This is a genomic window from Mesorhizobium sp. WSM4312, from assembly GCF_002294875.1.
Classification (GTDB): Bacteria; Pseudomonadota; Alphaproteobacteria; order Rhizobiales; family Rhizobiaceae; genus Mesorhizobium.
This window is the reverse complement of record NZ_NSFU01000001.1, coordinates 600821-626665: the sequence shown is the minus strand read 5'-3', so window position 1 is coordinate 626665 and position 25845 is coordinate 600821. Positions and strand designations below refer to the sequence as shown.

Annotated in this window: 21 protein-coding genes; 16 read left to right on the top strand and 5 right to left on the bottom strand. The window is 64.1% G+C overall.

All coding sequences use genetic code 11. The annotated features are described in order from the left end of the window. Positions 1-104 precede the first annotated feature (104 nt). From CK228_RS02950 to fghA, 6 genes are all read left to right on the top strand, one after another. Positions 105-1007 carry a sugar ABC transporter permease gene (locus CK228_RS02950; protein WP_245318043.1) on the top strand — a complete coding sequence of 301 codons (903 nt, stop codon included), beginning with the start codon at positions 105-107 and terminating at the stop codon, positions 1005-1007. Continuing rightward, positions 1000-1845, top strand: coding sequence for a carbohydrate ABC transporter permease (locus CK228_RS02945; protein ID WP_095786812.1), 846 nt, complete (start codon positions 1000-1002; stop codon positions 1843-1845). The genes CK228_RS02950 and CK228_RS02945 overlap by 8 nt, the downstream gene beginning before the upstream one ends. A gap of 10 nt (positions 1846-1855) precedes the next feature. Further along, on the top strand, positions 1856-2935 hold the full coding sequence (ugpC, locus tag CK228_RS02940) for a sn-glycerol-3-phosphate ABC transporter ATP-binding protein UgpC (RefSeq protein WP_095786811.1): 1080 nt from the start codon (positions 1856-1858) through the stop codon (positions 2933-2935). A gap of 223 nt (positions 2936-3158) precedes the next feature. Beyond that, positions 3159-4778, top strand: coding sequence for a GMC family oxidoreductase (locus tag CK228_RS02935; protein WP_095786810.1), 1620 nt, complete (start codon positions 3159-3161; stop codon positions 4776-4778). 12 nt (positions 4779-4790) lie between these two features. Next, on the top strand, positions 4791-4922 hold the full coding sequence (locus CK228_RS36275; RefSeq protein WP_280951006.1) for a hypothetical protein: 132 nt from the start codon (positions 4791-4793) through the stop codon (positions 4920-4922). Between the two features lie 107 nt (positions 4923-5029). Next, complete coding sequence (gene fghA, locus CK228_RS02930) at positions 5030-5899, top strand: S-formylglutathione hydrolase (RefSeq protein ID WP_095786809.1); 870 nt, start codon at positions 5030-5032, stop codon at positions 5897-5899. Between the two features lie 120 nt (positions 5900-6019). Here fghA and CK228_RS02925 read toward each other — a convergent pair whose 3' ends face one another. Next, complete coding sequence (locus CK228_RS02925) at positions 6020-7303, bottom strand: FAD-binding oxidoreductase (protein ID WP_095786912.1); 1284 nt, start codon at positions 7301-7303, stop codon at positions 6020-6022. A 170-nt stretch (positions 7304-7473) separates the two neighbouring features. Continuing rightward, complete coding sequence (locus CK228_RS02920) at positions 7474-8577, bottom strand: histidinol-phosphate transaminase (RefSeq protein ID WP_095786808.1); 1104 nt, start codon at positions 8575-8577, stop codon at positions 7474-7476. A 231-nt stretch (positions 8578-8808) separates the two neighbouring features. Here CK228_RS02920 and CK228_RS02915 point away from each other — a divergent pair, with 231 nt between their 5' ends. The 8 genes from CK228_RS02915 (at position 8809) to CK228_RS02880 (ending at position 17099) form a co-directional block, all read left to right on the top strand. Then, positions 8809-9582, top strand: coding sequence for a glucose 1-dehydrogenase (locus CK228_RS02915; RefSeq protein ID WP_095771295.1), 774 nt, complete (start codon positions 8809-8811; stop codon positions 9580-9582). Between the two features lie 82 nt (positions 9583-9664). Next, entirely contained in the window at positions 9665-10987 is a 1323-nt protein-coding gene (hisD, locus tag CK228_RS02910) for a histidinol dehydrogenase (protein WP_095786807.1), read from the top strand. A 15-nt stretch (positions 10988-11002) separates the two neighbouring features. Next, the gene (locus CK228_RS02905; RefSeq protein WP_095786806.1) at positions 11003-12028 is read left to right on the top strand and encodes a zinc-binding dehydrogenase; all 1026 of its coding nucleotides are present in this window, start codon (positions 11003-11005) and stop codon (positions 12026-12028) included. Positions 12029-12059: 31 nt separating this feature from the next. Then, positions 12060-12791, top strand: coding sequence for a histidine utilization repressor (hutC, locus tag CK228_RS02900; protein ID WP_095786805.1), 732 nt, complete (start codon positions 12060-12062; stop codon positions 12789-12791). 107 nt (positions 12792-12898) lie between these two features. Continuing rightward, entirely contained in the window at positions 12899-14197 is a 1299-nt protein-coding gene (locus tag CK228_RS02895) for a hypothetical protein (RefSeq protein WP_095786804.1), read from the top strand. A 215-nt stretch (positions 14198-14412) separates the two neighbouring features. Further along, positions 14413-15420, top strand: coding sequence for an ABC transporter substrate-binding protein (locus CK228_RS02890; RefSeq protein ID WP_095786911.1), 1008 nt, complete (start codon positions 14413-14415; stop codon positions 15418-15420). Between the two features lie 145 nt (positions 15421-15565). Continuing rightward, on the top strand, positions 15566-16306 hold the full coding sequence (locus tag CK228_RS02885) for an ABC transporter permease (RefSeq protein WP_348628951.1): 741 nt from the start codon (positions 15566-15568) through the stop codon (positions 16304-16306). 10 nt (positions 16307-16316) lie between these two features. Beyond that, positions 16317-17099, top strand: a complete 783-nt coding sequence (locus CK228_RS02880; RefSeq protein ID WP_027045736.1) for an ABC transporter ATP-binding protein — start codon at positions 16317-16319, stop codon at positions 17097-17099. Between the two features lie 27 nt (positions 17100-17126). Here the strand turns inward: CK228_RS02880 and CK228_RS02875 are convergent, their stop codons facing one another. Both CK228_RS02875 and CK228_RS02870 read right to left on the bottom strand, forming a co-directional pair. Continuing rightward, positions 17127-19019: an ABC transporter ATP-binding protein gene (locus CK228_RS02875; RefSeq protein ID WP_095786803.1), complete on the bottom strand. Its 1893-nt coding sequence runs from the start codon at positions 19017-19019 to the stop codon at positions 17127-17129. Next, positions 19019-20875, bottom strand: coding sequence for an ABC transporter ATP-binding protein (locus tag CK228_RS02870; RefSeq protein WP_095786910.1), 1857 nt, complete (start codon positions 20873-20875; stop codon positions 19019-19021). Before CK228_RS02870 ends, CK228_RS02875 begins: the two co-directional genes overlap by 1 nt. A gap of 348 nt (positions 20876-21223) precedes the next feature. Here CK228_RS02870 and CK228_RS02865 point away from each other — a divergent pair, with 348 nt between their 5' ends. Beyond that, positions 21224-22570, top strand: coding sequence for an FAD-binding oxidoreductase (locus CK228_RS02865; RefSeq protein WP_095786802.1), 1347 nt, complete (start codon positions 21224-21226; stop codon positions 22568-22570). A 218-nt stretch (positions 22571-22788) separates the two neighbouring features. Then, positions 22789-24228: an NAD(P)-dependent oxidoreductase gene (locus CK228_RS02860; protein ID WP_095786801.1), complete on the top strand. Its 1440-nt coding sequence runs from the start codon at positions 22789-22791 to the stop codon at positions 24226-24228. A gap of 55 nt (positions 24229-24283) precedes the next feature. Here the strand turns inward: CK228_RS02860 and hutH are convergent, their stop codons facing one another. After that, positions 24284-25780 carry a histidine ammonia-lyase gene (hutH, locus tag CK228_RS02855; protein ID WP_095786800.1) on the bottom strand — a complete coding sequence of 499 codons (1497 nt, stop codon included), beginning with the start codon at positions 25778-25780 and terminating at the stop codon, positions 24284-24286. Positions 25781-25845: the final 65 nt, after the last annotated feature.

Here is a 25845-nt window from a genome sequence, read left to right as displayed (position 1 = left end):
ATCCCTGCACGGCCTGCTCCGGCGTGCGGCCATGCTCTGAACGCAACGGGACGATGCTTTCGCATCGCGCATCCATGACATCAAGCTCGAGCGGATATCGGCCCTTGCGGGCTGTCGGCGAACTGTCCGAGACCCGGTACTGGATGTATTTGCTGCTCCTTCCCAGCCTCGTCATGATCCTCCTGGTGATCGCCTATCCGACGCTCTACGGCATGGCCATCAGTATTCGCGAGATGCGTCTGACGCGTCCCGGGCTTGGTGGCTGGGTCGGCTTCAAACATTATGCGGGAATGTGGTCCGATCCTGTCTTCTGGATCGCCCTGAAGAATACGGTCGTGTGGGTCACCGCGGCCGTCGTGCTGGAACTGGCGCTCGGCCTCCTCGCCGCGACAGCCCTCAACAGGGATCTGCCGGGCACGAAGATCTTTGCCGTGCTGATCCTGCTTCCCTATTTCCTGCCCAACGTCGTGGCGGGTCATATGTGGGCCCTGCTGCTCGATCCGAGGCTTGGGGTCATCAACGATCTTCTTGTTCGCGCGGGCGTCCTGCAGACCTACAAGGCATGGTTCGCGGATCCCAATACCGCGCTTGCGGCGACTGTCCTTGTCGAGGCGTGGCACGGATTTCCATTCTTCGCGCTGCTGTTGCTCGCGGGCCTGAAGAGCATTCCCGAAGACCTCTACAAGGCAGCCGCGGTGGATGGCGCGGGCGTCGCCGCGCAACTCAGGCTGATCACCTTGCCCATGCTCAGGACCGTGATTGCGGCGGCGGTGATCCTGCGCGTCATCGGGCTGGTCAATTCGCCCGATCTGCTCCTCATTCTCACCGGTGGCGGACCGGGAGACGCCACGCAGGTCCTGTCGCTATACGCCTTCCAGACCGCCTACAAGGAATTCAATTTCGGCTACGCGTCCGCCCTGTCGGTGGTGATGTTCGTGATCCTGATGATCTTCGCGGCGGCATATATCCGCCTGTCCAGGATCACCAAGGGAGAGGGCGATGATTGAAAGCAAGCGCCGCCGGCGGTTGATCGCCAACATCGCCACCTACTTCGTCCTCGCGACCCTGTCGATGTTCTGCATCGGTCCGATGATCTGGATGTTCCTGACATCGCTCAAATATGAGGCCGACATCGTCACCCAGACCATGCAGTACATACCGAGGCGCATCACCTTCGACAATTACGTAGCGATCTGGACGCAGTCCAGCTTCCCGCGACTGATAGCCAACAGCCTGGTCGTCACCTTCCTGACGGTGACGATTTGCGTCGCCACGGGTACGCTTGCCGCCTATGCATTTTCACGTTTCGCTTTTCGCGGCCGAACGCAGCTCATGCTCGGTTATCTCGTCGTGCGCATGTTCCCCGCGGTGATGATGATCATTCCCCTTTATGTCGTCATGCGCGGCGTCGGTCTCGTCGACAGCCGTTTCGGACTTGCACTTGCCTATACGAGTTTCCTTCTGCCGCTGTTCGTGTGGATGCTCAAAGGTTTCTTTGATTCCGCACCCAAGGAACTCGAGAGCGCGGCGCGCATCGACGGCTCGACAAGGCTTGGCGCCATGGTCCGTATCGTCATGCCGCTGGCGCGCAACGGCCTGGTGGCAAGTTCGGTGTTCATTGCCATCGCTGCCTGGAACGAGTTCCTGTTCGCCCTGATGCTGACAACAGGGCAGGGATCCCGCACCTGGCCCGTGGGCCTGCAGTTGATGGTCGGCGAGTTCCAGCTTCCATGGGGTGTCCTGGCGGCAGGCGGCATTCTCAGCATCCTGCCTGTCATCGTCCTCTTCGCCATCGTCCAGCGAACCATGGTTCAGGGGCTGACCGCGGGCGCCATCAAAGGTTAGGAGTATTCGCATGGCGACACTTTCCATCAAGGACGTGCGCAAATCCTATGGCTCCGTGCAGGTCCTTCACGGGGTCGATATCGAGCTCGAGGACGGAGGCTTTCTGGTTCTGCTCGGGCCGTCGGGATGCGGCAAGTCGACCCTGCTCAACATGATTGCGGGCCTCGACGACACGTCCGGCGGCGACATCCTGATCGGCGGACGCTCGGTCGTTGATCTTGCGCCCAAGGATCGCAATATCGCGATGGTGTTCCAGTCCTACGCACTTTACCCTACCATGTCGGTGGAGCGAAATATCGGCTTCGGATTGGAAATGCGTGGCGTGGACGCCGATCAGCGCAAGCGCGCCGTCGACGACGCGGCGCGGCTGCTGCAGATTTCGCATCTGCTCGACCGACGCCCTGCCAATCTTTCGGGAGGACAGCGGCAGCGCGTTGCAATGGGGCGGGCGATCGTGCGCGACCCGGAGCTGTTCCTTTTTGACGAGCCGCTTTCCAATCTCGATGCAAAGCTTCGTGTGGAAATGCGCACGGAGATCAAGCGCCTGCATGAGCGTCTCGGCACGAGCATCGTCTATGTGACGCATGATCAGATCGAGGCGATGACGCTGGCCACCAAGGTGGCGGTGATGAAGGGCGGCCACATCCAACAGTTTGCCGATCCTCGGACCATCTATGAACGGCCCGCCAACGTGTTCGTCGCAAGTTTCATCGGATCGCCGGCGATGAACTTCCTGCCCGGGCGCCTGGTCTCGGACGCCAACGGCGTGCGTTTCGCAGCAGGCGGCGTGTCGGTCGCATTGCAGGCCGGCAAGCGGCCGGTTGATTCCCAGCGCCCTGTGATCCTGGGCATAAGGCCTGAAGAACTGAAGGTGGCCGGGCGCGATGAAGCTTCGGTCACCGGGGTGATCGATGTCGTGGAGCCTACAGGGCCGGAAACCATGGTGACGGTGCCGGTTGGCGAACAGTCGATCATCGCCCGCCTGCCGCCGAGGTTTGCAGGCCGGCGAAACGAGCCGATATTCCTTGCCGTCGATCCGGCCAGCGTCAACCTGTTCGACCCCAACAGCGAGCAGCGCATCGATATCTAGACTAGGGGACGGACACCACGGCGCTTCTAGCGCAACGCGGTTTCGGTCATCGGCCAAAGCATAGCCGAAGCCGGCATCGATGCCGGCGAGATCGTCGCCATCGGCTGCAGCGGGCATCGGCGGCGGTTGCCGAGGCTTACGCGGGAGGGTATCGCCTGTATGGCGAGATCAACCAGGCGATGATTCCGATGTGGGAGCGCATCGCCGCACGGCAGGCACGCACGTGAGCGAAACTTCATCATCCCCTTTCGGCGATTACGACTACGTCATCGTCGGTGCCGGCTCCGCCGGCTGCGTGCTCGCCAACCGGCTCTCGGCCGATCCGCGCAACCGGGTGCTGCTGCTCGAAGCCGGCGGCAGCGACCGCTATCACTGGGTCGATATCCCGATCGGCTACCTCTTCTGCATGGGCAATCCGCGCACCGACTGGATGATGAAGACCGAACCGGAAGCCGGTCTCAACGGACGCAGCCTCAACTATCCGCGCGGCAAGGTGCTTGGCGGCTGTTCGTCGATCAACGGCATGATCTACATGCGCGGCCAGGCCGCCGACTATGAGGGCTGGCGACAGGCCGGCAATGTCGGCTGGGGTTGGGACGATGTGCTGCCGTATTTCCGCAAGTCGGAAGACTATCACGGCGGCAAGAGCGCCATGCACGGCAGCGGCGGCGAGTGGCGGGTCGAACGGCAGCGTCTGTCCTGGCCGATCCTCGACGCGTTCCGGGACGCCGCCGAGGAACTCGGCATTCCCCGCACCGACGATTTCAACACCGGCACCAATGAAGGCTCGGGCTATTTCGAGGTCAACCAGCGCCAAGGGGTGCGCTGGAACACATCGAAGGCGTTTTTGCGCGGCATTGCGGCGCGTCAGAATCTGCGCGTGGTGACGGGGGCCGAGACCGAACGGCTCGAATTCGACGGCCGGCGCGTCACCGGACTGGTCTTCCGCCAGGGCGACCGCCTGCACAGGGTCAGCGCCGGACAGACGATCCTTGCAGCCGGTGCCATCAACTCGCCGAAGATCCTCGAACTGTCGGGAGTGGGTCGACCCGACCTGCTTTCGAGCATTGGCGTGGATGTTCGACGCGCCTTGCCGGGCGTTGGCGAAAACCTGCAGGATCATCTGCAGATACGCACGGTTTTCAAGGTCGCCAATGCCGCGACGCTCAACCAGCGCTATCACAATCTGATCAGCCGTGCGGCGATGGGGGTGGAATACGCGTTCAAACGCAGCGGGCCGCTGTCGATGGCGCCGAGCCAGCTCGGCATCTTCGCCAGAAGCGATCCTCGGCTCGCAACACCTGATCTGGAATACCATGTGCAACCGCTGAGCACGGACCGCCTGGGCGAGCCGCTGCATCGCTTTCCCGCGGTCACCGTGTCGGTCTGCAATCTGCGTCCGGAAAGCCGTGGCACCGTGCATATGGCATCGTCCGATCCGCGCGAGGCGACGAAGATCCGGCCGAACTATCTCTCCACCGCGGGAGACCGCAGCGTCGCGGTCGCATCGCTGCGCCATGTGCGCAGCCTGATGAAGGCACGGGCCGTGGCACGCTTTGCGCCCGAAGAGATGCTGCCCGGCACGCAATATGACAGCGACGAAGACCTCATCCGCAAGGCCGGCGATATCGGTACGACGATCTTCCACCCCGTCGGCACCTGCAAGATGGGTTCGGACTCGATGGCGGTGGTCGACGACCGGCTACGCGTTCACGGGCTTGCCGGACTGCGCGTGGTCGATGCCTCGATCATGCCGACAATCGTCTCGGGCAACACCAACTCTCCGGTCGTCATGATCGCGGAGAAGGCAGCGGAGATGATCTTGCAGGATCCACGCCGATAGTGCCGTGGCGATGTGCGGCATCCTGCGGATGCCGAAGCCGTCGCGACCTATGCCGGCCACCGTTTCGCGCGCGAACAGGACGCACACGATATCGGTGATGCGCTGCCGTTCCGGCGGGAAGTGGCGGCCCTGGCGGCGGAATAGGCCCGAGCTGCCCTCGCGACCATGGGTCCAATCCATCAGGGTTGCCGCGGTCCCGCCCCATGCCGTAGACAGGCGGCCGTGACGGACGTTGGCGGAGAAGAAACAAGATGTCGGACCGGATGAAGACCCTCTCCTCGGCCAAGTCGCATGGCGGCGTGCAGGGCGTCTATTCCCATGCTTCGTATGCCTGCTCTTGCGACATGATTTTCGCCGTCTTCGTGCCGCCGCAGGCCCGTGAAAAACCTTGCCCGGTCGTGTGGTACCTCTCCGGCCTCACCTGCACCCATGCCAATGTCATGGACAAGGGTGAGTACCGGCGCATGGCTGCGGAGCTTGGCCTGATCGTCGTCTGTCCCGACACCAGCCCGCGCGGAGATATTCCCGACGAGAAGGACAATTGGCAGTTCGGCAGTGGCGCCGGCTTCTACCTCGATGCGACGCAAGCGCCTTACGCCACGAACTACCGCATGTATTCCTATGTCAGCGAGGAATTGCCGGCGTTGATCGCCCGGGAATTTCCGGCCGATATGACGCGCCAGGCGATCTTCGGCCACTCGATGGGCGGGCATGGGGCGCTGACGATCGCGCTCAAGAATCCCGGGCGCTTCAAAAGCTGTTCGGCCTTCGCGCCGATCGTGCAGCCAAGCACCGCCGGCTGGTCGCGGCCCGCTCTCGAAAAATATCTCGGTGCCGACGAGGCGTCATGGCGGGGCTATGATGCCACCTTGCTCATTGAGGATGGCCACCGTTTCCCCGAGCTTTTCGTCGATCAGGGAACGTCTGACGGCTTTCTCAAGGACGGGCTGAGGCCCTGGCTGCTGGAACCTGCCTGCGCCAAGGCGGGCATTGCGCTGACCTTGCGCATGCAGGACGGCTACGACCATTCGTATTTCTTCATTTCGACATTCATGGACGACCATCTGAGATGGCACGCCGAAAGATTGTCTGACCCGGTTCCTGGCACCGGGCAACGCTGAAGCAAGGGAATATACCCGAGCGGGCTAATCCCGCAGCAGGTCGAACATCAGCTTGAAGAAGCGGTCCGCGTCGACTTCGTGCGCGATGCGCGCATTGTCAGGTCGGTCGAACGCTTCGTGTCAGAGGCCGAACCGGTCCTTCAGCCGCCCGGACAGGATCGCGGCCTTCACCCCGAGCGGCCAGAGGCGGTGGAACCGGATTGGCTTGAGCGCCGATGTCGGCATGGGAAACGGCGACGTTTCGCTGCCGTGCAGCCGCTGCGCCAGGGCAGCGCCCATCGCCGAGGCCATGGCGACGCCACGGCCGTTGTAGCCAAGGCAGATCAGCACGCCGTCCTGCGTCTCGTGAATGTGCACAAGATGGTCCTTGGTGATCGCCACCCGGCCGTTCCAGCCATGTGTCCAGCGCGTTCCGGCAAGCGCCGGCCACAGCCGCAGCGCATAGTCGGTGAGGTAGCGGATGGCGGAGGGATCGCCGATCGGCTTCATCGGTCCCCGGCCGCCCATGAGAAGGCGGTTCTGCGCGTCGATGCGATAGTATACGGTGATATTGCCGGCTTCGTAGACGACCGGCCTTTCAGGGAGAATTGCGGCCGCTGCTGCCGGCGCAAGCGGTTCGGTCGCCGCGATCGCGCTGAACACCGGAACAAGCGACTGCTCCAGGCCCGGCCACAGGGCTCCGGTATAGCCGTTGGTTGCTACAAGCACCTTCTGTGCGCTGACCGAGCCGTTGGCGGTTTTGAGGACCCATCGTCCAGCCTCCCTCTTCAGCGAAAGCACTTCGCTGCCACCGAAAATCCGCGCGCCGGCGTTCCGCGCGGCGGCTGCCAGGCCGATCGTGTATTTCAGGGGATGGAGGTCGCCGCCGCGCGCGTCGAACATGCCGGCTATGTATCTGTCGGTTCCGGTTCGTGTCGCCATCGCCTGTGCATCCAGCATGCTGACCGGCATGCCCCGCCGCTCGCATTGCGCGGCCGTGGTCCGCACCGCGGCTTCCGGCTTCGGCCGGATCGCCGCGCGGATGGTCCCGTTCTGCCGGGCCTCGCAGGCGATCGACAGGCGCTTGATGAGGCCGAAGGTGAAATCCGGCGCACCGTAGGAGAAATCGATCATCCGCGGCCCAAGCTCAGGGCCGAACATCGCCTCGATCGTGTCGGGATCGTATTTGAGGCCGGGATTGACCTGGCCGCCATTCCTGCCCGAAGCGCCCCAGCCCGGCTGGTGCGCTTCCAGCACGGCAACGTCGTCGCCGGCTTCCGCCAGATGCAAGGCGGTGGAAAGGCCGGTGAAGCCGCCGCCGACAATGGCGACCCTTGCCCGCTGCACGCCGGCAAGGGCGGGGTAGTCGGCGGTGCCGCCGGCCGTTTCGCGGTAGAGGCTCTTCGGTGCGTTGCTCTCTAGCATGCTGGGCATCGTCAAGGTGACCTGGGCGGAACACAGGCCCGAGAGGCTGGACGGAAGCCGTTGGGCGAAAGGGGATGCGCCACCTGCGAAAAACTCCATATCGGGAACGGCAGACCGTCCAAATATCGTGCCCGGTGCGCACCGGACAATTCAGCATGGCTTTCGGGAAATCACAACAGCCGCGACAGTGCCGCCATGAAGTGGTCGTTCTCCGCCGGCGAGCCGATGCTGACACGCACATAACTGTCGAAATCTTGCTGCTTCCACGGTTTGACAATGACGCCTTCGCGCAGCAGGCCCTCGGCGAAGGCGGCGGCATTTTGCCGGCAGTTGAAGAACAGGAAATTGCCGCGGGAAGGGGCGACGTCGAGGCCCATGTTCCTGAGGAAGCTCTCGACCCGCGTTCTTTCCGCCTTGGCTAGCGCGACGACCCTTGCAAGGTGTTTCTCGTCCGCCAGCGCCGCCAGCGCGGCGGCCTGAGCCATGCCATTGGCGTTGAATGGTGTGCGCACCCTGTCGAGCAGGGCGCGCAATTCCGGGTCGCCGACGATACCGAAGCCGATCCGCAATCCGGCGAGCCCGAACGCCTTGGAAAATGTCCGCAGCACGATCCAGGGCCGGTCACATTTGCAGAGGTAAGGCAGCGACGAGGCATAGTCGTCGCCTTCCGCATATTCGGCATAGGCTTCATCGACGACGATCAGCGTCTCGTCGCCGGCCGCATCCAGAACCTTCGACAGCTCGCCGGCGGACAGCCAGCTGCCGACCGGGTTCATCGGGTTGGAGAACAGCAGCATGCGGGGCCGCTCGCGCACCGCCTCGATCAGGGCATCGACATTGATGGTGAGGTCGTCGTTGACGGTCGCTCGTTTGACGCTCGCGCCCATCAGTGTCGCGTAGTCCTCGTGCAGCGGGAACGATGGATAGAGCGTGACGACGGCATCGCCGGGCCGCAACACGGCACGGCTGATGACGGAGAGAAGGTCCTCCGAGCCATTGCCGAGGATCACCTGATCCTCACCGAACTCATATTTGGCGGCGATAGCCTGGCGCAGTTCGCGCCCGGCCGGATCCGGATAGATCCGGAACATCTCGGCGCCGGCCTGCATCATCGTGGCAAGCGTCGGACTCGGACCAAGCGGGTTTTCATTCGAGCCCAGCTTGGCGATCCTGGCCGGAGCATATCGTTGCATGACCTCGGCGACGGTCAGCCCGGAATTGTAAGGCGACAAGCGCGTGACTTCGGTTCGGACCATGTCTGATGCTTTCGACATTAGCGGGCTCCTCTACGGTCGGCCGACGGACCCCTATCATCGACCGGGTTCTCAAAAACCAGGGTTTCGCTGCATCGTCCCCAGGGGAGCCTGGTCGCCGACGGGCGCGCCAGCGCAGCGAATTTTGTTAGGAGTAGCGTAGCCGAAACTGTTTGTATATGCTTGTATATGTAACTTGATCTGGTAGTCTCGCTATGGGAACGGAAGCTCGACACCGGCAAGGAGGATCACATGCGCAATGCTTCTCTGTTCGATCTCGCCGGCAGGAAAGCGCTTGTCACCGGCGCCAGCCGCGGAATCGGCCGCAGCATCGCCGAGGCGTTGAGCGCTGCCGGCGCCGACGTCGCGGTCACCGCGCGCAGCCTGGCGTCCCTCGACGGGACCACGGCGGCGATCCGTGCGGCCGGCGGGGTTGCGCATGCCGTCGCTCTCGACGTCACCGATGTCGGCCGCTGCCGGACCGCTACCGCCGAGGCTGCGGGCCTGCTTGGCGGTCTCGACATCCTCGTCAACAATGCCGGAATGGAGGAGGTCAGGCCCTCGCTCGACGTCGACGAGGCGCTGTGGGACCGGATCGTCGACACCAATCTCAAGGGGGCGTTCTTCTGCGCCCAGGCGGCTGCACTGCAGATGCGGGATGCCGGGCATGGCGGCGCCATCATCAATCTCTGCTCGCTGACGTCAGAAGTCGGCATTCCCACCGCGGTGCCCTACGGCTCGTCGAAGTCGGGCCTGCTCGGCATGACCAGGGCGCTGGCGGCGGAGTGGGCGGGTCTCGGCATCCGGGTCAACGCCATCGCCCCGGGTTACTTCCGGACGGCGATGACCGATGTGTTCTACAGCAACGAGGCATGGCAGCAGTCCATGCTCGCCAAGATCCCGCAGCAGCGTTTCGGCGATCTCGGCGACCTGCACGGCGTTGCCGTCTTCCTTGCCTCGGATGCGGCGGCCTACATAACCGGCCAGTCCATTCCGGTGGATGGCGGCTTCCTGGCATCGATTTGAGGCGGCGCGCTAAAAGTTCGAAATCAACGTCTTGCGCAACGTAACCGGCCGGCGCGTTGCCTTCCAACAAAGAGGAATATCCATGTCCGACATCAGCTTCCACGATCTGTCATCGCTCGACGCCACCCAGCGGGCCAGCCTGTTGAAGCGCGCCGAGGCCGATCTGTCGGTCTTCGTCGAAAAAGTCCGCCCGATCATCCAGGCCGTCAAGGACGAGGGCGACGCCGCCCTCATCCGGTTCGCCAGGGAGCTCGACAAGGCCAATGTCGCCGAAGGCGGACTGCAGGTGTCGGAAGCCGAGTTCGACGCGGCCTTCGACAAGGTCGAAAAGGATGTCGTGGAGAGCATCGCCTTCGGCATCGACAACATCAGGCGTTTCCATGAGGAGCAGAAGCCGGAAACGATGTGGCTCAAGGAAGTCCGGCCGGGCGCCTATGCCGGCGACCGCTATACGCCGATCGCCTCCGTCGCGCTCTACGTGCCGCGCGGCAAGGGCGCCTTTCCGTCGGTGACGATGATGACATCGGTTCCGGCGGTCATTGCCGGCGTGCCGCAGATCGCCATCGTGACGCCACCGACATCGGATGGTTCGGTGGATGCGGCGACCCTGGTCGCGGCTCGCCTCGCCGGCGTGCACACCGTCTACAAATGCGGCGGCGCCCATGCCGTCGCCGCCGTCGCCTACGGCACCGAGACGGTGAAGCCCGCGCTCAAGATCGTCGGCCCCGGCAGCCCATGGGTGGTGGCGGCGAAGAGCATCCTGTCCTCGGTCATTAACACAGGGCTTCCGGCCGGCCCGTCGGAAGCCATCATCTTTGCCGATGACAGCGTCGACGGCGGCCTTGCCGCGCTCGATCTGCTGATCGAGGCCGAGCACGGACCGGATTCTTCGGCCTATCTGGTGACGCATAGCCGCAAGGTCGCCGAGGCAGCGCTCGCCGCACTCCCGCAACACTGGTCGCGGATGACCGAACAGCGCGTGGAGTTCTCGCGCGCCGTGCTGACGGGCAAGCGCGGCGGCGTCGTGCTGACCGCGTCGCTGGAAGACAGCTACCGCTTCATCAACGACTATGCGCCCGAACATCTGGAAATCCTGTCGAACGATCCGTTCGCGCATCTCGGGCATATCACCGAGGCGGCCGAGATCCTCATGGGCCCGCATACGCCGGTGACCCTTGCCAACTTCGTCCTTGGGCCTAATGCCGTGCTGCCGACCAGCCGCTGGGCGCGCACCTACGGGCCGCTTTCGGTGACTGATTTCGTCAAGCGCTCGTCTGTCGGCTACGTCACCTCGGCCGCCTATCCGGAATTGGCGAAGCATGCCCGCAGGCTCGCCCGCTACGAGGGCTTCAGCTCGCACGAAAACGCGGTCTCGGAGATCCGCGACCGCTACCTCGCCGGCTGAACGGAGACGATCGCGATGAAGGCGGCACGGCTTTATGGACCGGGCGATCTGCGGGTGGAGGACATCGCCGAACCCGGCTTGCCGGATGCCGGCTGGGTGAAGCTCAGGGTCGATGCCGCCGGCATCTGCGGTTCGGACCTGCACAATTTCCGCACCGGCCAATGGATAAGCCGCTCGCCTTCGACCGCCGGCCATGAGCTGACCGGCACGGTGACCGCGCTCGGCGAGGGCGTCGACACGGTCGCCATCGGCGACAGGGTGATTGCCGATTCCCGCTTCTGGTGCGGGGAATGCGCGCAATGCCGTGCCGGCAGGCGCCATCTATGCGCTTCGCTGGGCTTTGTCGGCGAAGTCTGCGACGGCGGCTTTGCCGAACAGGCTGTTCTACCCGCGCGACTGCTGCATGTTGTCGATGCAGCACTTGACGAACGGGTCGCCGCGATGGCGGAGCCGCTCGCGGTGGCGCTGCACGCGGTACGGCGTTTGCCAAAGACGGCAGGCTCGGTGCTTGTCGTCGGCTGCGGGCCGATCGGCGGTCTCGCCGCGCTGCTGCTGTCTCGAAGCTTTGCCGGCACCGTGCTTGTCGCCGACCGCAACCAGGCCCGCTGCGCCCGCGTGGCGCGGGTGACCGGCGCAACAATCGTCGACCTTGACCGCGATGCCATTGCCGCCGCGACCGCCAATGCTCCGCTGCTGGCGGCCGTCGAGGCGACCGGCAGCATCGCCGCTTTCAACCAGTTGCTCGGCGTTCTCGATTCCGGCAGCGCTGTGGCGATGGTCGGCATCTTCCATGGCCGTCTCGACATCGACCCCAACTTTCTGGTCGAACGCGAGATCGCGCTGCTGGGGTGCCATGCCTTCGCCGACGAGTTGCCCGACGCCGTGCGGATGCTGGGTGAGTTGAGCGAACCGCTGCTTTCCCTGATCGATCGCGAGATCGGTCTCGACGATATTCCGGCCACTTATGAGCGGCTGTTGGCGGGGCAAAGCGACGGCTTGAAAACAATCATCCGCATGCGGCAACCTGTTGAGCCGGCTTGATTTCCGATAAATTGCCGGAAAGGATTTTGAAATGATCGATTTGCCCGATACGGCGAGCCCCCTTTACGAGAAGGTGAAGGACTACATCTTGACCAACATCGGTACAGGCCGGTGGGGCAAGGATCGCAAGCTGCCGTCCGAGAATGAGCTGGTGGTTTCGCTGGGTGTCTCGCGCATGACAGTCCACCGGGCCTTGCGGGAACTGACCGCGGCGGGCTTCCTGATCCGGCTGCAAGGTGTCGGCACCTTCATCGCGCCGCCCCGTCCGCAATCGACGCTGATCGAGATCAACAACATCGCGGCCGAGATTGTCGAGCGCGGCAACAGGCATCGCTCGGAAGTCCTCGTGCTGGAAACCATCATGCCTACGAAGGAACTCGCACTGTCCTTCGAGTTCCCAACGCGCGTCGCGATCTATCACTCGGTCGTCGTCAATTTCGAGAACGATTTGCCGGTGCAACTGGAGGAGCGCTTCGTCAATCCGAGCCTGATCCCCGACTACGACAAGCAGGACTTTTCGAAGACGGCGACCTACGACTACCTCATGCAGAAGACCCCGGTGACCGAGGTCGAGCACATCATCTCGGCGATCCCGGCCGACGCCGAGACGGCGCGGCATCTCAATATCGACGTCGGCAGCTGCTGCCTGTTTCTGCACCGCCGCACATGGACAGGCGCGATCGTCGCCACCATCAGCAAGCTGACTTATGCCGGCAGCCGCTATTCGCTCGGCAGCCGCTATTCCCCCTCCAAGACCAACTGACGCCGAAAGCCAATGCAGATCACGGAATCTTCGACGCAGATGTATGTACATGTACTGATAAGAGCTGTTTCGCGCCTTGCGGACGGATCGGCTGGAAGGGACGGCCGATGATGCACAGCCGCACGGCGCGGATCCGCGCGCTCGCGCAACACGATGTCGGCGAGGCGCAACACGCGCTGGCGGCCTTGCTGGGCGATCTGTTCGCAATGACCCCCAGCAACGTCCGCATCAATGTCGACAAATACAGCCTCAATTCGTTGAACGGCTTCTTCGACAGCGAGGGCCAGGCCTACTTCTTCAAGTTCCACCAGGAGGAACGTGAGGAAGCCATGACCGGCGAATACTACCGGGCGGAAATCCTGTCGCGTGCCGGCCTGCCGGTCGACCAGCCTGTCCACATGTCCGCCCAGCCGGGTGAGCAGATCCTTGTCTACCGCCGCCGCACCGATCCGAGATTTTCGGATGTACTGTTTGCGCTGGATGCCGAGGACGATGCCGGCAAGCGGCGCGAGGCGGTTCTCGCCGAGCGCGACCTGTCCGCCAGGCTGCTCGAAGTCTATCTCGAGACGCTGCATCCGGTGACTGTCGCGGAGGTCTCGGCTGAGCCGATCCACCGGCTGTTCCATGAGCGGCTGATCGACGCCGATACGCGGTCGTCGCCGGGCGGCCGGCTGGCGGATTTCTATGTCGGCAAGCCGTTTGTCTTTCCTGGCATGGAACTTGGCTGGGATCGGTTCTGCCGGCTGAAATTCGTCATCAACGGCCAGCTCTACACCAGCAGCATCGGCGAGCTTTTCGACGCTGCTGCGGAGCGCTTGCGGCCGGACCGGCTGGCCGATGCCGGCGGTGTGGTCGCGCATGGCGACGCCCACAATGCCAATGTCTGGTACACGGAAGAAGCGGGGAGGGCGGATCTGTCCTTCTTCGATCCTGCCTTTGCCGGCTCGCATATCCCGACGCTGCTGGCCGAGGTGAAGGCAACCTTCCACAACATCTTCGCCCATCCGTTCTGGCTCTACGACCCAGCCATCGCGACAGACGCTTTTCGCGCTCAGGCGCGGCTGGACGGAGACCTCATCCATGTCGACACGGACTGGGATTTGAGCCCGGTTCGCCGCGACCTGCTGGAGGTCAAGGCCACTGCTTTGTGGCGACCGTTGCTGCTCGAGCTCAAGCGGCGCGGCATGCTGCCGGCGGATTGGCGGGCGGTCCTGCGTTCAGGGCTTTTCCTGTCGCCAACCCTGGTCATGAACCTGCGCGCCGGCGCGCGCAGCCACACGCCGGTCTCTTCCCTCATCGCCTTTTCAGTCGCGGTCATGGTCGGCAGCGAGCCCGATGCCGGAGCCGATCGGGTGACCGACTTCCTGGACTTGATCGATCCTGAAAGCGCGAGCCGATGCGCCTGATCCATGGGGGAATTGAGCCGTACCAACTTGTATATGCATGTATGTATTTTAGCCTTGACATCTGCTCCCGCGGACGCTGAAATATCCCTGCACTTCACCACGAAGTGGTGGGCAAGACGCCGAGGCACAGTGCCGCAAGAGCAGAAACCCGCAGTCTCACCAGACCGGATGCCTGGGTAAAAAAGCGGTCTGATCATCAAGGGGAACTTGAGATGATGCGTAACCTAGCAGGACAATTTCGCGCGCTCATGATGGCCGCCGCCATCGGGCTCGCCGCCGCGCCAGTGGCCCACGCGGCCGACGCGGCCATTCCCGCGACGCCCGAGGCAGGACCGTTCAAGATCGGCATCGAGCCCTGGCTCGGCTACGGCCAATGGCACGTCGCCGACGCCAAGGGCCTGTTCAAGACGAACGGCCTGTCGGACGTCCAGATCGTCAATTTTGCCGAGGACAAGGACATCAACGCCGCTTTGGCCAGCGGCCAGCTCGACGCCGCCAACATCGCGACCCACACGGCGATGGGCATGGTGACCGCCGGCCTGCCGGTGAAGATCGTGCTGCTGCTCGACGTCTCGATGACGGCCGACGCCATCATCGCCGGCAAGGACGTCACCTCCATCGCCGACCTCAAGGGCAAGCAGGTTGCTTTCGAGGAAGGCACGACCAGCGATATCCTGCTCAAATACGCGCTCGCCAAGAATGGCATGTCGATCGCCGACGTCCAGCCGGTTCCGATGCCTGCCTCCGACGCCGGCGGCGCGTTGATCGCCGGCCGCGTGCCGGTGGCGGTCACCTACGAGCCCTACCTCACCGTCGCCATGGCGCAGAACAAGGACGTCAAGCTGCTGTTTTCCGCCGGCGAGGATCCCGGCCTGATCAGCGACGTGCTGGTGGTGCGCGACGAGGTCATCAAGTCGCGGCCCGGCCAGGTGTTGGCCATGATCAAGACCTGGGACGCCGCACTCAAGGATTACCATGCAGACACACCCGGCGGCCGCGCCATCATCGCCAAGGCGGTCGGTTCCGACGTCAAGGACCTGAACACCGCTTTCGATGGCGTGCGCTACTATTCACTCGCCGAAAACAAGACGGCGCTGACCGGCGATTTCACCACCAAGACATTCGCCGACGTCGAAGCGGCCGCCAAGAACGCCAAGCTGCTGCAGGCCGACGTGACGCCGGAACAGATGATCGATCCGTCCTTCGTCAAGGCGGCGCAATGATAGAGGCCGGATCGCGGTGGTAGCGCAGATGTCCGCGGAGCCCCCCGCGAAAACCGGCCCGGCCGCGCCAAAGGCGGTCACGAAACAGGCCAGGCGCCGCCGATCCTCCGGGATCGGCGCGCCCATCGCCAGGTCGCGTTTCCTGATGATCGCGGTGGCAGTCTTTGTCGGGCTTGGCCTTGCCTGGTGGGCGGCGACGGGGCTGGAATGGGTGAAGCCCATCTTCCTGCCGTCGCCCGGCAGCGTTGCGACCCAGATAGCCAAGCTCGCCGCCGACGGCACGCTGTGGCTGGACCTCACGGCCTCGGCGTATCGCATTTCCATCGGCTTCCTCATCGCTTCGGCATTGTCCATCCCGATCGGCGTGCTGATCGGCAGCTTCCGCTCTTGGGAGGCTGGTATCGAGCCGCTGGTGGATTTCATCCGCTACATGCCGGTCGTCGCATTCGTACCGCTCTCCATCCTGTGGGCCGGTACCGGCGATACCCAGAAATTCCTGATCATCTTCATCGGAACCTTCTTCCAGCAGGTGCTGATGATCATGGACAATGTGAAACGAGTTCCCGCCGATTTCATCGGCCTTGGCCGCACGCTCGGCCTGCCGGACCGCAAGATCCTGACGCGCATCGTCGTGCCCAGCGCCCTGCCGGGCATCTGGGATACGCTTCGCATCAGCCTCGGCTGGGCTTGGACCTGGCTGGTGCTGGCCGAACTTGTCGCGGCGACATCTGGCTTGGGCTATCGCATCACCGTGTCGCAGCGCTATTTCCAGACCAACACCATCATTGGCTACATCCTGCTCCTCGGCGTGCTCGGTCTCATCACCGACCAGGTCATGAAGGCGCTGGAGAAGGTTCTGTTCCGGCAGGATGGCCATTCGCAATGAGGAACCGCCGATGACTGTTCCCAAATTGCGCATCGCCGGTCTCGACAAGAGCTTCGGCACTGGCGAGCGGCGCACGGAAGTGCTGCGCGACATCAACCTCGATCTTGCCGACAATGAGTTCGTCTCGCTCGTCGGCACGTCGGGCTGCGGCAAGAGCACATTGCTGTCGATCGTTGCCGGGCTGCAGGACTTCGACGCCGGCGATCTCAGCATCGATGGCGCGCCGATCCTGCAGCCGGGTCTCGACCGCGGCGTCGTCTTCCAGTCCTACACGCTGCTGCCCTGGCTGACGGCGCGGCAGAACATCGAGTTCGCCCTCAAGGCCGCCGGCTACGATCGCACGGCCTGCCGCGAGATCGCGCTCGAGCATCTCGACCTCGTCAAGCTGTCGCAAAGCGCCGACCGCTATCCGTCCGAACTGTCGGGCGGCATGAAGCAGCGTGTCGCCATTGCGCGCGCACTGTCCTATCGGCCGAAGATGCTGCTGATGGATGAACCGTTCGGCGCGCTCGATGCCTTGACCCGGCACCAGATGCAGGAACTGCTGACCCAGATCTGGGAGGAACACCGGCTGACCGTTCTCTTCGTCACGCATGATGTGGAGGAGGCGGTCTATCTGTCGGACCGCATCGTCGTCATGGGGATCGGGCCGGGACGCATCATGCAGACCTTCAACGTCGACATCGAGCGGCCGCGCCGGGAAGAGGTGATGGAGACCCCGGCCTTCATGGATCTGCAGCGCGGCGTGCACAAGGCGATCCGCGAGGCATCAAGACGCCCCGAAATGGCGTAGACGATTGCGGCCACTTGCAGGCGCCGTTCACGTCGCCTTGCCGACCGCGGCGTCCAGTTCCAGCTCGCCTTCCGCAATGTCGTCGAACGAAGCGTAGTTCATGTTGTAGAGGCGGGCGTAGAGGCCCTTCCTCTGCATCAGCTGTTCGTGGTTGCCGCTTTCAACGATTTCGCCATTCTGCAGCACGATGATGCGGTCGGCGCCGCGAATGGTGGCGAGCCGATGGGCGATGACCAGCCCGGTGCGGCCCTCCAGCAGTTTGATCAGCGCCTTCTGGATCAGCATTTCGGTGTAGGAATCGATGCTGGCCGTGGCCTCGTCGAGCACCAGGATCTTGGCGTCGGCCACCAGCGCTCGCGCGAAACTGATGAGCTGGCGCTGGCCGAGCGAAAGGTTACCGCCGCGCTGTTCGAGTTCGGTATCGTAGCCATCGGGCAACTGTTCGATGAAGTGGTGCGCGCCGACCGCCTGTGCCGCGCGCACCACCTCGTTGCGACTGGCGCCGGTCTTGTGGTAGCGGATATTCTCCAGCACCGTGCCGGAGAACAGGAACGGCTCCTGCAGCACCATGGCCACCTGGTCGCCGAGCGAATCCTGCGTCAGGTCACGCACATCGTGACCGCCGACCAGGACTTGCCCCGACCAGACATCGTAGAAGCGGTGCACCAGCGCCATCGAACTCGATTTGCCCGATCCCGTCGGGCCGACAAGAGCGACCGTCTCGCCCGGATTGACGCGGAAGGAGATGTTCTTCAGCACCGGCTGGTTCGGCCGGTAGCCGAAAGTGACGTTCCTGAACTCGACCGAGCCGTCCGTATCGCGCGACAAGGCCACCACATTGTCCTTGTCGCTGACATCCACCGGCACGTCGAGCACTTCGGAGATACGCTGGCCGGAGGCCATGGCGCGCTGCATGACGCTGTACTGCATGGTAAGTGAACGGATCGGGTCGAAGAAGCGTTGGATATAGAACAGGAACGCTACCATGACGCCGACATCGAGGCTGTGCGACAGCACCATCGAGCCGCCGACGACAATGACCGTCGCCATGGCGATGCCGGTCAGCGTGTCGACGATCGGCACCATCACCTGCGCATATTTCGCCGACCGCAGATGGGCGTTGAGGTTGGCCAGCACCTTCTCGTCATAGAGGTCGAAATTGACGTGCTGGCGTTCCAGGCTCTGCACGGTGCGCACGCCATGGATGCCTTCGGCGAGTGCCCCGTTGGCGATGGAATTGGTTTCGTGCGCCGCCATGAAGGCGACCTTGGCGCGCGGCAGCCAGAACAGCCGCACGATGAACAGCATCGGCATGGTCGACAGCGTGAGCAGTCCGAGCCGGAAATCGAGCCACAAAAGGACGGTGACGATGCCGAACAGCAGCACGATGTCGCCCACCGACATGACAGACGTTTCGAGGAATTCCTGCATCGAATTGACGTCGCCCTGCAGGCGCGACATCAGCCGGCCGACCTCGGTCTTGTCCATGAAGCTCAGCGACACGCGCTGCAAATGGCTGAACATGGCGCGGCGCAGGTCGGACAGCACATTCTCGGCCACCTTGCCGACGACGCTTTCCTGCACATGGCTTGCGGCATAGTTGATCAGGATGATCACGGTGAAGGTGACGATCGCGGAGATCATCACCGAGCGGTCGAGCCTGCCCGGAGCCATGCCGTGGTCAATGGCATAACGGATGACCAGCGGGATCGCCAGCTGCGTCAGCGTGAACACCAGCACCGCCGCCACCGAGATGAAGATCCGGCCCTGATAGGGTCTGACGAAGCTCCAGATGCGCCTGACGATGCGCGGATCATAGGCCTTGCCGAAAACCTCTTCCTCGTCGCGATGCGAGCCGACGACGGCCTTGCTCGGCCGGCCGCTTTTGTCGTCCTTCTCGTCGTCGTCCTGGCTCGACATCATGCGGCTCCCTCGAGCCGGTCGTTGTCCGGCCGCAGCTGCAGGTCGTAAAGCGCGCGATAGCGACCGCCCAGCGCCAGCAACTCCTCATGCGTGCCGCGCTCGACGATGCGGCCGCCCTCGACGAACAGGATCTGGTCGGCATGCATCAGCGAACTCAGCCGGTGCGAGATGATCAGCGTCACGCGATCCTTGGCGAAACGCTTCATCGCCGCGCGGATACGCTGCTCGGTGCCGGCATCGATTGCCGCGGTGGAATCGTCGAAGACCAGCACCGATGGCCGCAGCATCAGGCTGCGCGCAATGGTCAGGCGCTGGCGCTGGCCGCCGGAAAGCGACGCGCCGCGTTCGCCGACGACGGTGGTATAGCCGGCCGGAAGCCCGATAATGTAGTTGTGCAACTGCGCATACTCGGCGGCCTGCCCGATGCGGGTCTCGCGCGCCCAGGGGTTGCCATAGGCGATGTTGTTCTCGATCGAGGTGGTGAACAGGAAGGCGTCCTGCTGCACCACGCCCACCGCCTTGCGCAGCGATTGCAGCGTGACCTGGCTTATGTCCTGGCCGTCGATGGTGATCGTGCCCGAGCTCACGTCGTAGAAGCGCGGGATCAGATGCGCGATGGTCGACTTGCCGCTGCCGGGCGGGCCGACGATCCCTATCGTCTCGCCGGACCTGGCCTCGAAAGAGATGCCGGACAGCGTCGGGCGATCGCCCGCGCCTTCATAGCGGAAGCCGACATTGTCGAAGCACAGCACGCCCTCGGTGATGACGAGCTCCCTGGCGTCGGGCGCATCCTCGATGTCGAGTTCGGTATCGAGCAGTTCGAACAGCCGCGTGCCGCAGGTCGAGGCGCGCGCGAACGAGTTGACCATCAGGCCAAGCTGGCGCACCGGCATCTGCAGGATGGTCATGAAGGTGAGGAACTGCGCCAGCGTACCGACGCTGATCTGGCCCGCGATCACCTTCTGGCCGCCGAACCACAGCACCAGCCCCATGGCGGCCAGGAAGGAAAAGTTCATGGCGCTGGTGTTGGAGACGCGGATGTCGACGCGCTGATTGGCCAGCTCCAGCGCGTCCTGCTTGGCGCGGTCGAATTTTGCGAGCTCATGGCGCTGCGCCGCGAAGGCGCGCACGACACGGATGCCGCCCAGATTCTCGTCCATCACCCGGCTCAGCACCGACAGCCGCTCCTGCAGCGTCAGCCAGGTGCTGCGCAATCTGAGCTGGGTCACCGAGGATCGCCAGGCGACGAAAGGCACGAAGCTGAGGCTGAGCAGCCCGAGCACGAGGTCGGTGCTGATCAGGAGATACGCGCCGACGCCGATCAGCACGCTGAGCAGCACCACGCGCAGGATGCCGGTGGAAAAGAACATGCGCACGCCGTCGAGATCGAGCAGACCGAGCGTGATCAGGTCCCCGGTATGGACCTTGTCGTGGAAGGAGAAGCTCAGGCGCTGGATCTTTTCGTAAAAGGCGAGCCGCAATTCATAGCCGGTCTGATGGCCGACGGCCTCGCCATAATAGTTCTGCGCCATGGTGAAGAGACCGCGCAGGATGCTGACGACGAGCAGCGTCAGCGCTGTGTGCCACAGCGCCTGTTCCGCGACAGTGCCGGCACCCGCGGCGATCACGCCTTGCGCCTGGTCGATCGCGCGTCCCAGCAGGCGTGGGATGAAAAGCTGCAGCGTCGCGGCGATGAAGGTCGAGACGAGGGTGATGGCGACCTGCCAAGGATGGCGCAGCGTCATGCGCACGATGCGCAGCAAGGTGCTGAGGCCCCTGCCCCAGGAGGCTTCCGCCACATGGGCAAACGATTTGCCGCGCTCCGCCGCGCCGCTGGTTGCATCCGTAGGCAAGGAAAATATCCAGTCCAATCCGGACATTAGCCCGGACGCATTAAGCAGACTCAGTTCTGATGACGAGATGTTACGCGTGTCCGACTTGACCCTTCAAGGGGCCAATGGCGGCATCGCGCTGTGCCTGACATACGGTGCCGCCGTCGGTCGTCGCCGGGCGCTTCGGTCTTGTCGGCAAAGATCATGTGGGTGTCGAGGCGACATTCGCTGGCATAAACAATTCATTGCATTGACGCGCAGATTCTCCAGCTCGACCCAGCCTTGACGGACTATCAGGTCTGTCACGCGTCGCCGGCACGGAAGCAGCCAGGGCCGACGCCGCCGTGAAAAGCAAGAGGGCAGTCTTCCTTGACAAGTTTTCCCTTCACCGAAGCGATGCCGATCCAGTTTCAAGCACCGTTGCCGAAGGCTTCGGAGGTTGTGGTCATCGGCGGCGGCGTCATCGGCGTGACCACGGCCTTGTTCCTGGCGCGGCGCAACATTTCGGTGACATTGCTGGAAAAGGGCCGCATCGCCGGCGAGCAGTCGTCGCGGAACTGGGGCTGGATCCGGCAGCAGGGCCGCGATGCCGATGAACTGCCCGTTGTCATCGAAGCGCAACGCCTCTGGCGGCAACTGGCCGAGGAATGCGGCGAGGACATCGGACTGAAGCAGACGGGCGTTACCTACCTCGCCCGAACCGACAAGGAGATGGCCGGCTTCGCGAAGTTCCTGAAGATCGCTCACGTACACGGCGTCGACACGCGTCTCCTCGACCAGGGTGAGACGGCCAAGCTGATCCCGGCCATGTCGCGCTCTTTCAAGGGTGCGATGACCACCCCATCGGACATGCGCGCCGAGCCCTGGGTCGCGGTTTCAGCGCTTGCCCGCCTGGCCGCCCGGGAGGGCGTCACCATCATCGAGAATTGTGCGGCGCGCATGCTCGACATATCGGCTGGACGCGTCAGCGGGGTCTGGACCGAGCAGGGCCGTATCGCCACCTCGAGCGCGGTCGTGGCGAGCGGTGCGTGGACGTCGCTCTTCCTGCGCGCGCACGGCGTATCCATCCCGCAGCTCAGCGTCAGGGCGACCGTCGCTGCGACCGGACCCATGCCCGAAATCCATTCGGGCGCCGTCGCCGACGACCATATCGCATTCCGGCGCAGGCAGGACGGCGGCTATACGTTGGCATCGGGAGGCACCAGCCAGCTGTATGTCGGGCCTGACGCCTTTCGTCATGCGACCAAATACGTTTCCGCTCTGATGGCGAATCCTTTTGGCACCTCCTACCTGCCGGCGGCGCCGCGCGGCTATCCGGACGGCTGGTCGACCCCACGCCGGTGGAACGCGGACGAGGCAAGCCCGTTCGAACGGATGCGCATCCTCAATCCCGCCCCCAAAGCCTCGGCATTGCGCGATATCGAGCGCGAATTCTCGGCACTTTTCTCGCAGTTCAAGACGGTGCCGATCAAGGCGAGCTGGGCGGGCATGATCGATGCGATGCCGGATGTCGTGCCGGTCGTTGATCGCGCCGCCGAAATTCCGGGTCTCGTCATCGCCACCGGAATGAGCGGTCACGGCTTCGGCATCGGACCCGGAATGGGCCGTGTCGTGTCCGACCTCGTCCAGGGAAACGAGATCGGACATGATCTTCATAGGTTCCGTCAATCCCGTTTCAGCGACGGCAGCCCGATCAAGCTGGGACCCAGCCTTTAGATCGGGCGCCGGGCGTCACGGGCCAAGACCGTCATCCATGCCTTCGGCCATGGTCATCAAGGCCTCATCGGCGGCGCGTCACCGGCAAGATCGTGTCGCAACTTGCCGCCGGTTTGCCGCCCGCGATCGATCCGACGCCCTTCCGGGCGGATAGGTTCTGATGACTCAGAGCGCGCTGCCAAACCGGCAAGCTTTCCGTTCTTGCATGGGGAAACGACGTGACCGCAAACACCAATAGACAGGCCGTCGAGCCGATCGACCCGCAAAGCGCCTACGCCGTGCTGATCTGCGATCTGGTCGGCCTGCGCTTCGGACCTGACGGCAAGCCTGATCCCGGCGAGGTGCGCGCCCATATCGAAGCCAAGGGCGGGCGCTTCCACCTGTCCGCGCTTGGCGACAAAGCGGGCCTCGAGCGAGGTCGGGTGCATTTCTTCTACCAGCCGGACCTCAGCACCCGCGAGGAGCTGATCGAAGCCGCCGGCGACGGCCGCTATGACGCCGTCATCGCCGCAGCGACCTTCCTGCCTGCCGAAACCGTCTTTGCGCTGGCCGGCGTGCGGATCGGCGCCGGCACCGGCAATATGGGTTCTCGCTCCTGGGGCGGCGGCAGCGGCGAGGGCGGCACAGCGGTGCTGATGAACACGCCCGGCATCAACAGCCGCGCCACCGCGCAGATGGTGATGAAGGCGATCCTGAAAGTGCTCCCGGATCTCCCGCTCGGCTTGCTCCACGACCGGGTGGCACGCGGCGATTTCGACACCGGCAGGGAACTGCGTGATTTCCCGACCGAAAAGCTCGAAGGCAAGACGATCGCGATCATCGGCTACGGCAATATCGGCAGGGAAGTGGCCAAGCTCGCCCGTGCCTTCGGCATGCGCGTGGTGATCCATGCCAGGCCACGGCACCGCGACTGGGTAGAAGCCGAGGGCTTTGCCTTCGCGGCGGACCTCGCCGACGCGGCTGAAGGTGCCGATGTGCTCAGCGTCCATGTCGGCCTGGGCAAGCAGGATACGCAGACCGGCCGCTACGCCAATGCCGGGCTCATCGGCGCCGATGTTCTGAGCCGCATGAACAAGGGCGCTGTGCTGGTCAACTACGATCGCGGCGAGCTCGTCGACGTTGTGGCGCTTGGCGAGGCGCTGGACGCAGGGCGGGTGCGCCACGCCGCCATCGATGCCGATCTGTTCAGGGATGCCTCAACCGGGCGTCTGTCTGGCCCGATGCTGCCTTATCTCGACCTCGTCGAGAGGCACGGCGACAAACTTGAACTTCTGCCGCATGCCGCGGCTGATACGGACCATCCGTCGCGCGTCGCCGGCGCCAAACAGGCCGTCGACCAGCTGTTCGACCTCATCTGCCGCAAATCGGTGGCAAATGCCAAGGGGTCCGTATCGTCGGGTTATCTGTCGCTTGGGGCGACAACGCCCCCAGGCATCGGACCGGTGACGGCGGATCATTTTTTGAAATTGACTGCCAGCGACTGCTCAGAACTGGCGGATGTCTGTGATCGGCAAAGCCGGCTTTGGAAGGTTTTGTCCGACACACCGTCCGTCGAGCGCAACAAAATCGTCGCCGAGCAGGGCGAGGAGCTCGTCCGGCTGATCAACCGCTTCTGTCTCCTGACTGAGAGCCTGAACCTCAGAGGCCCTTACCAATAGGCTCGACCTGCCGCAGCGGATCCAAAACGGGAGCTGTCGGGATGAGAACGTCGGCTCAGTGGCGCGGACCCGCCACCATCCGCGCCACCCGCGTCATGTCGGTGCTCATCTCGCGGTCGTCGTCGAGCGGGCTGACGAGCGCACGCACGGCGGCGAAGGTGCGCTGCGGCCCTTCGCCCATGCTGTCGACGACACCGCGCAACTCCACGCCCGTCGCCGCGAAGATCAGCTCCATCGCCACGAGATAGCGCATGCGCTCGATGATCTCGGCCGTCTTGGCCACCACACGCGGCGCCATCGACGACTGGTCCTCGATGCCGTCCGAAACGGCGAGCGGGCTGAGTGACATCGGGTTGGCCAGGTGCCGGATTTCGGCTTCCAGCGCGGACAAGGGCTTTTGCAGTTCCGCATAGCCCTGACGGCTGCCGCCTCTCGCCGACAGGAAACGCGGCAGTTCGGCTGTTGTCGGCGACATCAGCTTCATGCTGCGGTTGGCGGTGCCAACCGCGCAATGCGCGAGTGCCTGGCCGAGCTGCTCCCAGGCGAGCGTCATTGCTGTCAGGTCGAAATTGCCGTTGGAAATCACCCGATCGCCGTCGGCCAGGATCACTGGGTTGTCGCCCGAATGGGTCAGTTCGATCTCGGTGGCGAGCCGCGCCTGTTCGAACGCATTGAGCAGGCCGCCCCAGACCTGTGGAACGCAGCGATAGCTGAGCGGATCCTGCAGGCGCCGAGCCGCCTTGTCCTTCCACAAGCCGCTTCCCGCCAGCTCCGCGCGCAACCGCGCGCCGATCTCGCGCTGGCCGAAGGCCGGCCGCGCGGCCAGCGCCTGCTCGTCGATCGCGGTCAGGGAGGAGCGAAACGCCTCGTAATTGAGCGCCACGGCGGCCAGCGCCCAGTCGATGAGATGGGCGACGTCTTCGAGGCACAGGCACGCCGTTCCGGTCGACAGGCTGTTGGCGACGATGATGGCGTGGCCGTCCTTCTCGCGCAGGTCCAGCGGCTCGAGTCCGGCCAAGGCAAGCGCCTCGGCGGAGGGCATGATCCTGCCCTGGAATTCCGCCTCGCCATCGCCGCGCAGCGACCTCGCCATATGGCCGAGATGGGCAAGGTCGGCCGCGCCGATCGAGCCCCAGGTCGGGATCACCGGATGGACGCCGGCATTGAGCGCCGCGACAAGGCCCATGACCACGCGCTCGGACGCGCCGGTGCCACCAGCGGCCATGCCCGAGATGCGCGCGGTCATCAGTGCCCGAACCGCCTCGGTGGGCAGCGCCGGTCCGATGCCCATGCTGTGGCTGAGCGGCACGCTGTGCTGGAAGGCGATCAGGTCAGCCTGCGCGAGCGGCGTGTCGACACAGGCGCCCAGGCCCGTGGTGACGCCGTACATCGGTTTGCCAAGCCCGGTCAGATGCTCGATCAGGGCGCGGCTCGCCCGGATGCGGCGCATCGCCTCCTCGCCCAGCATCAGTCGGGCGTTGCGGCGTGCGATCTCTGCGACGTCGGCCACGCCGAGCGGCTTGGCATCGAGCAATATCATTCGGCCTGTCATGTCTCGCCTGTATCCCGCGACCGGATGCCCAGCATGACTACGGGCGTCGCCGTTTGTGACGGCTC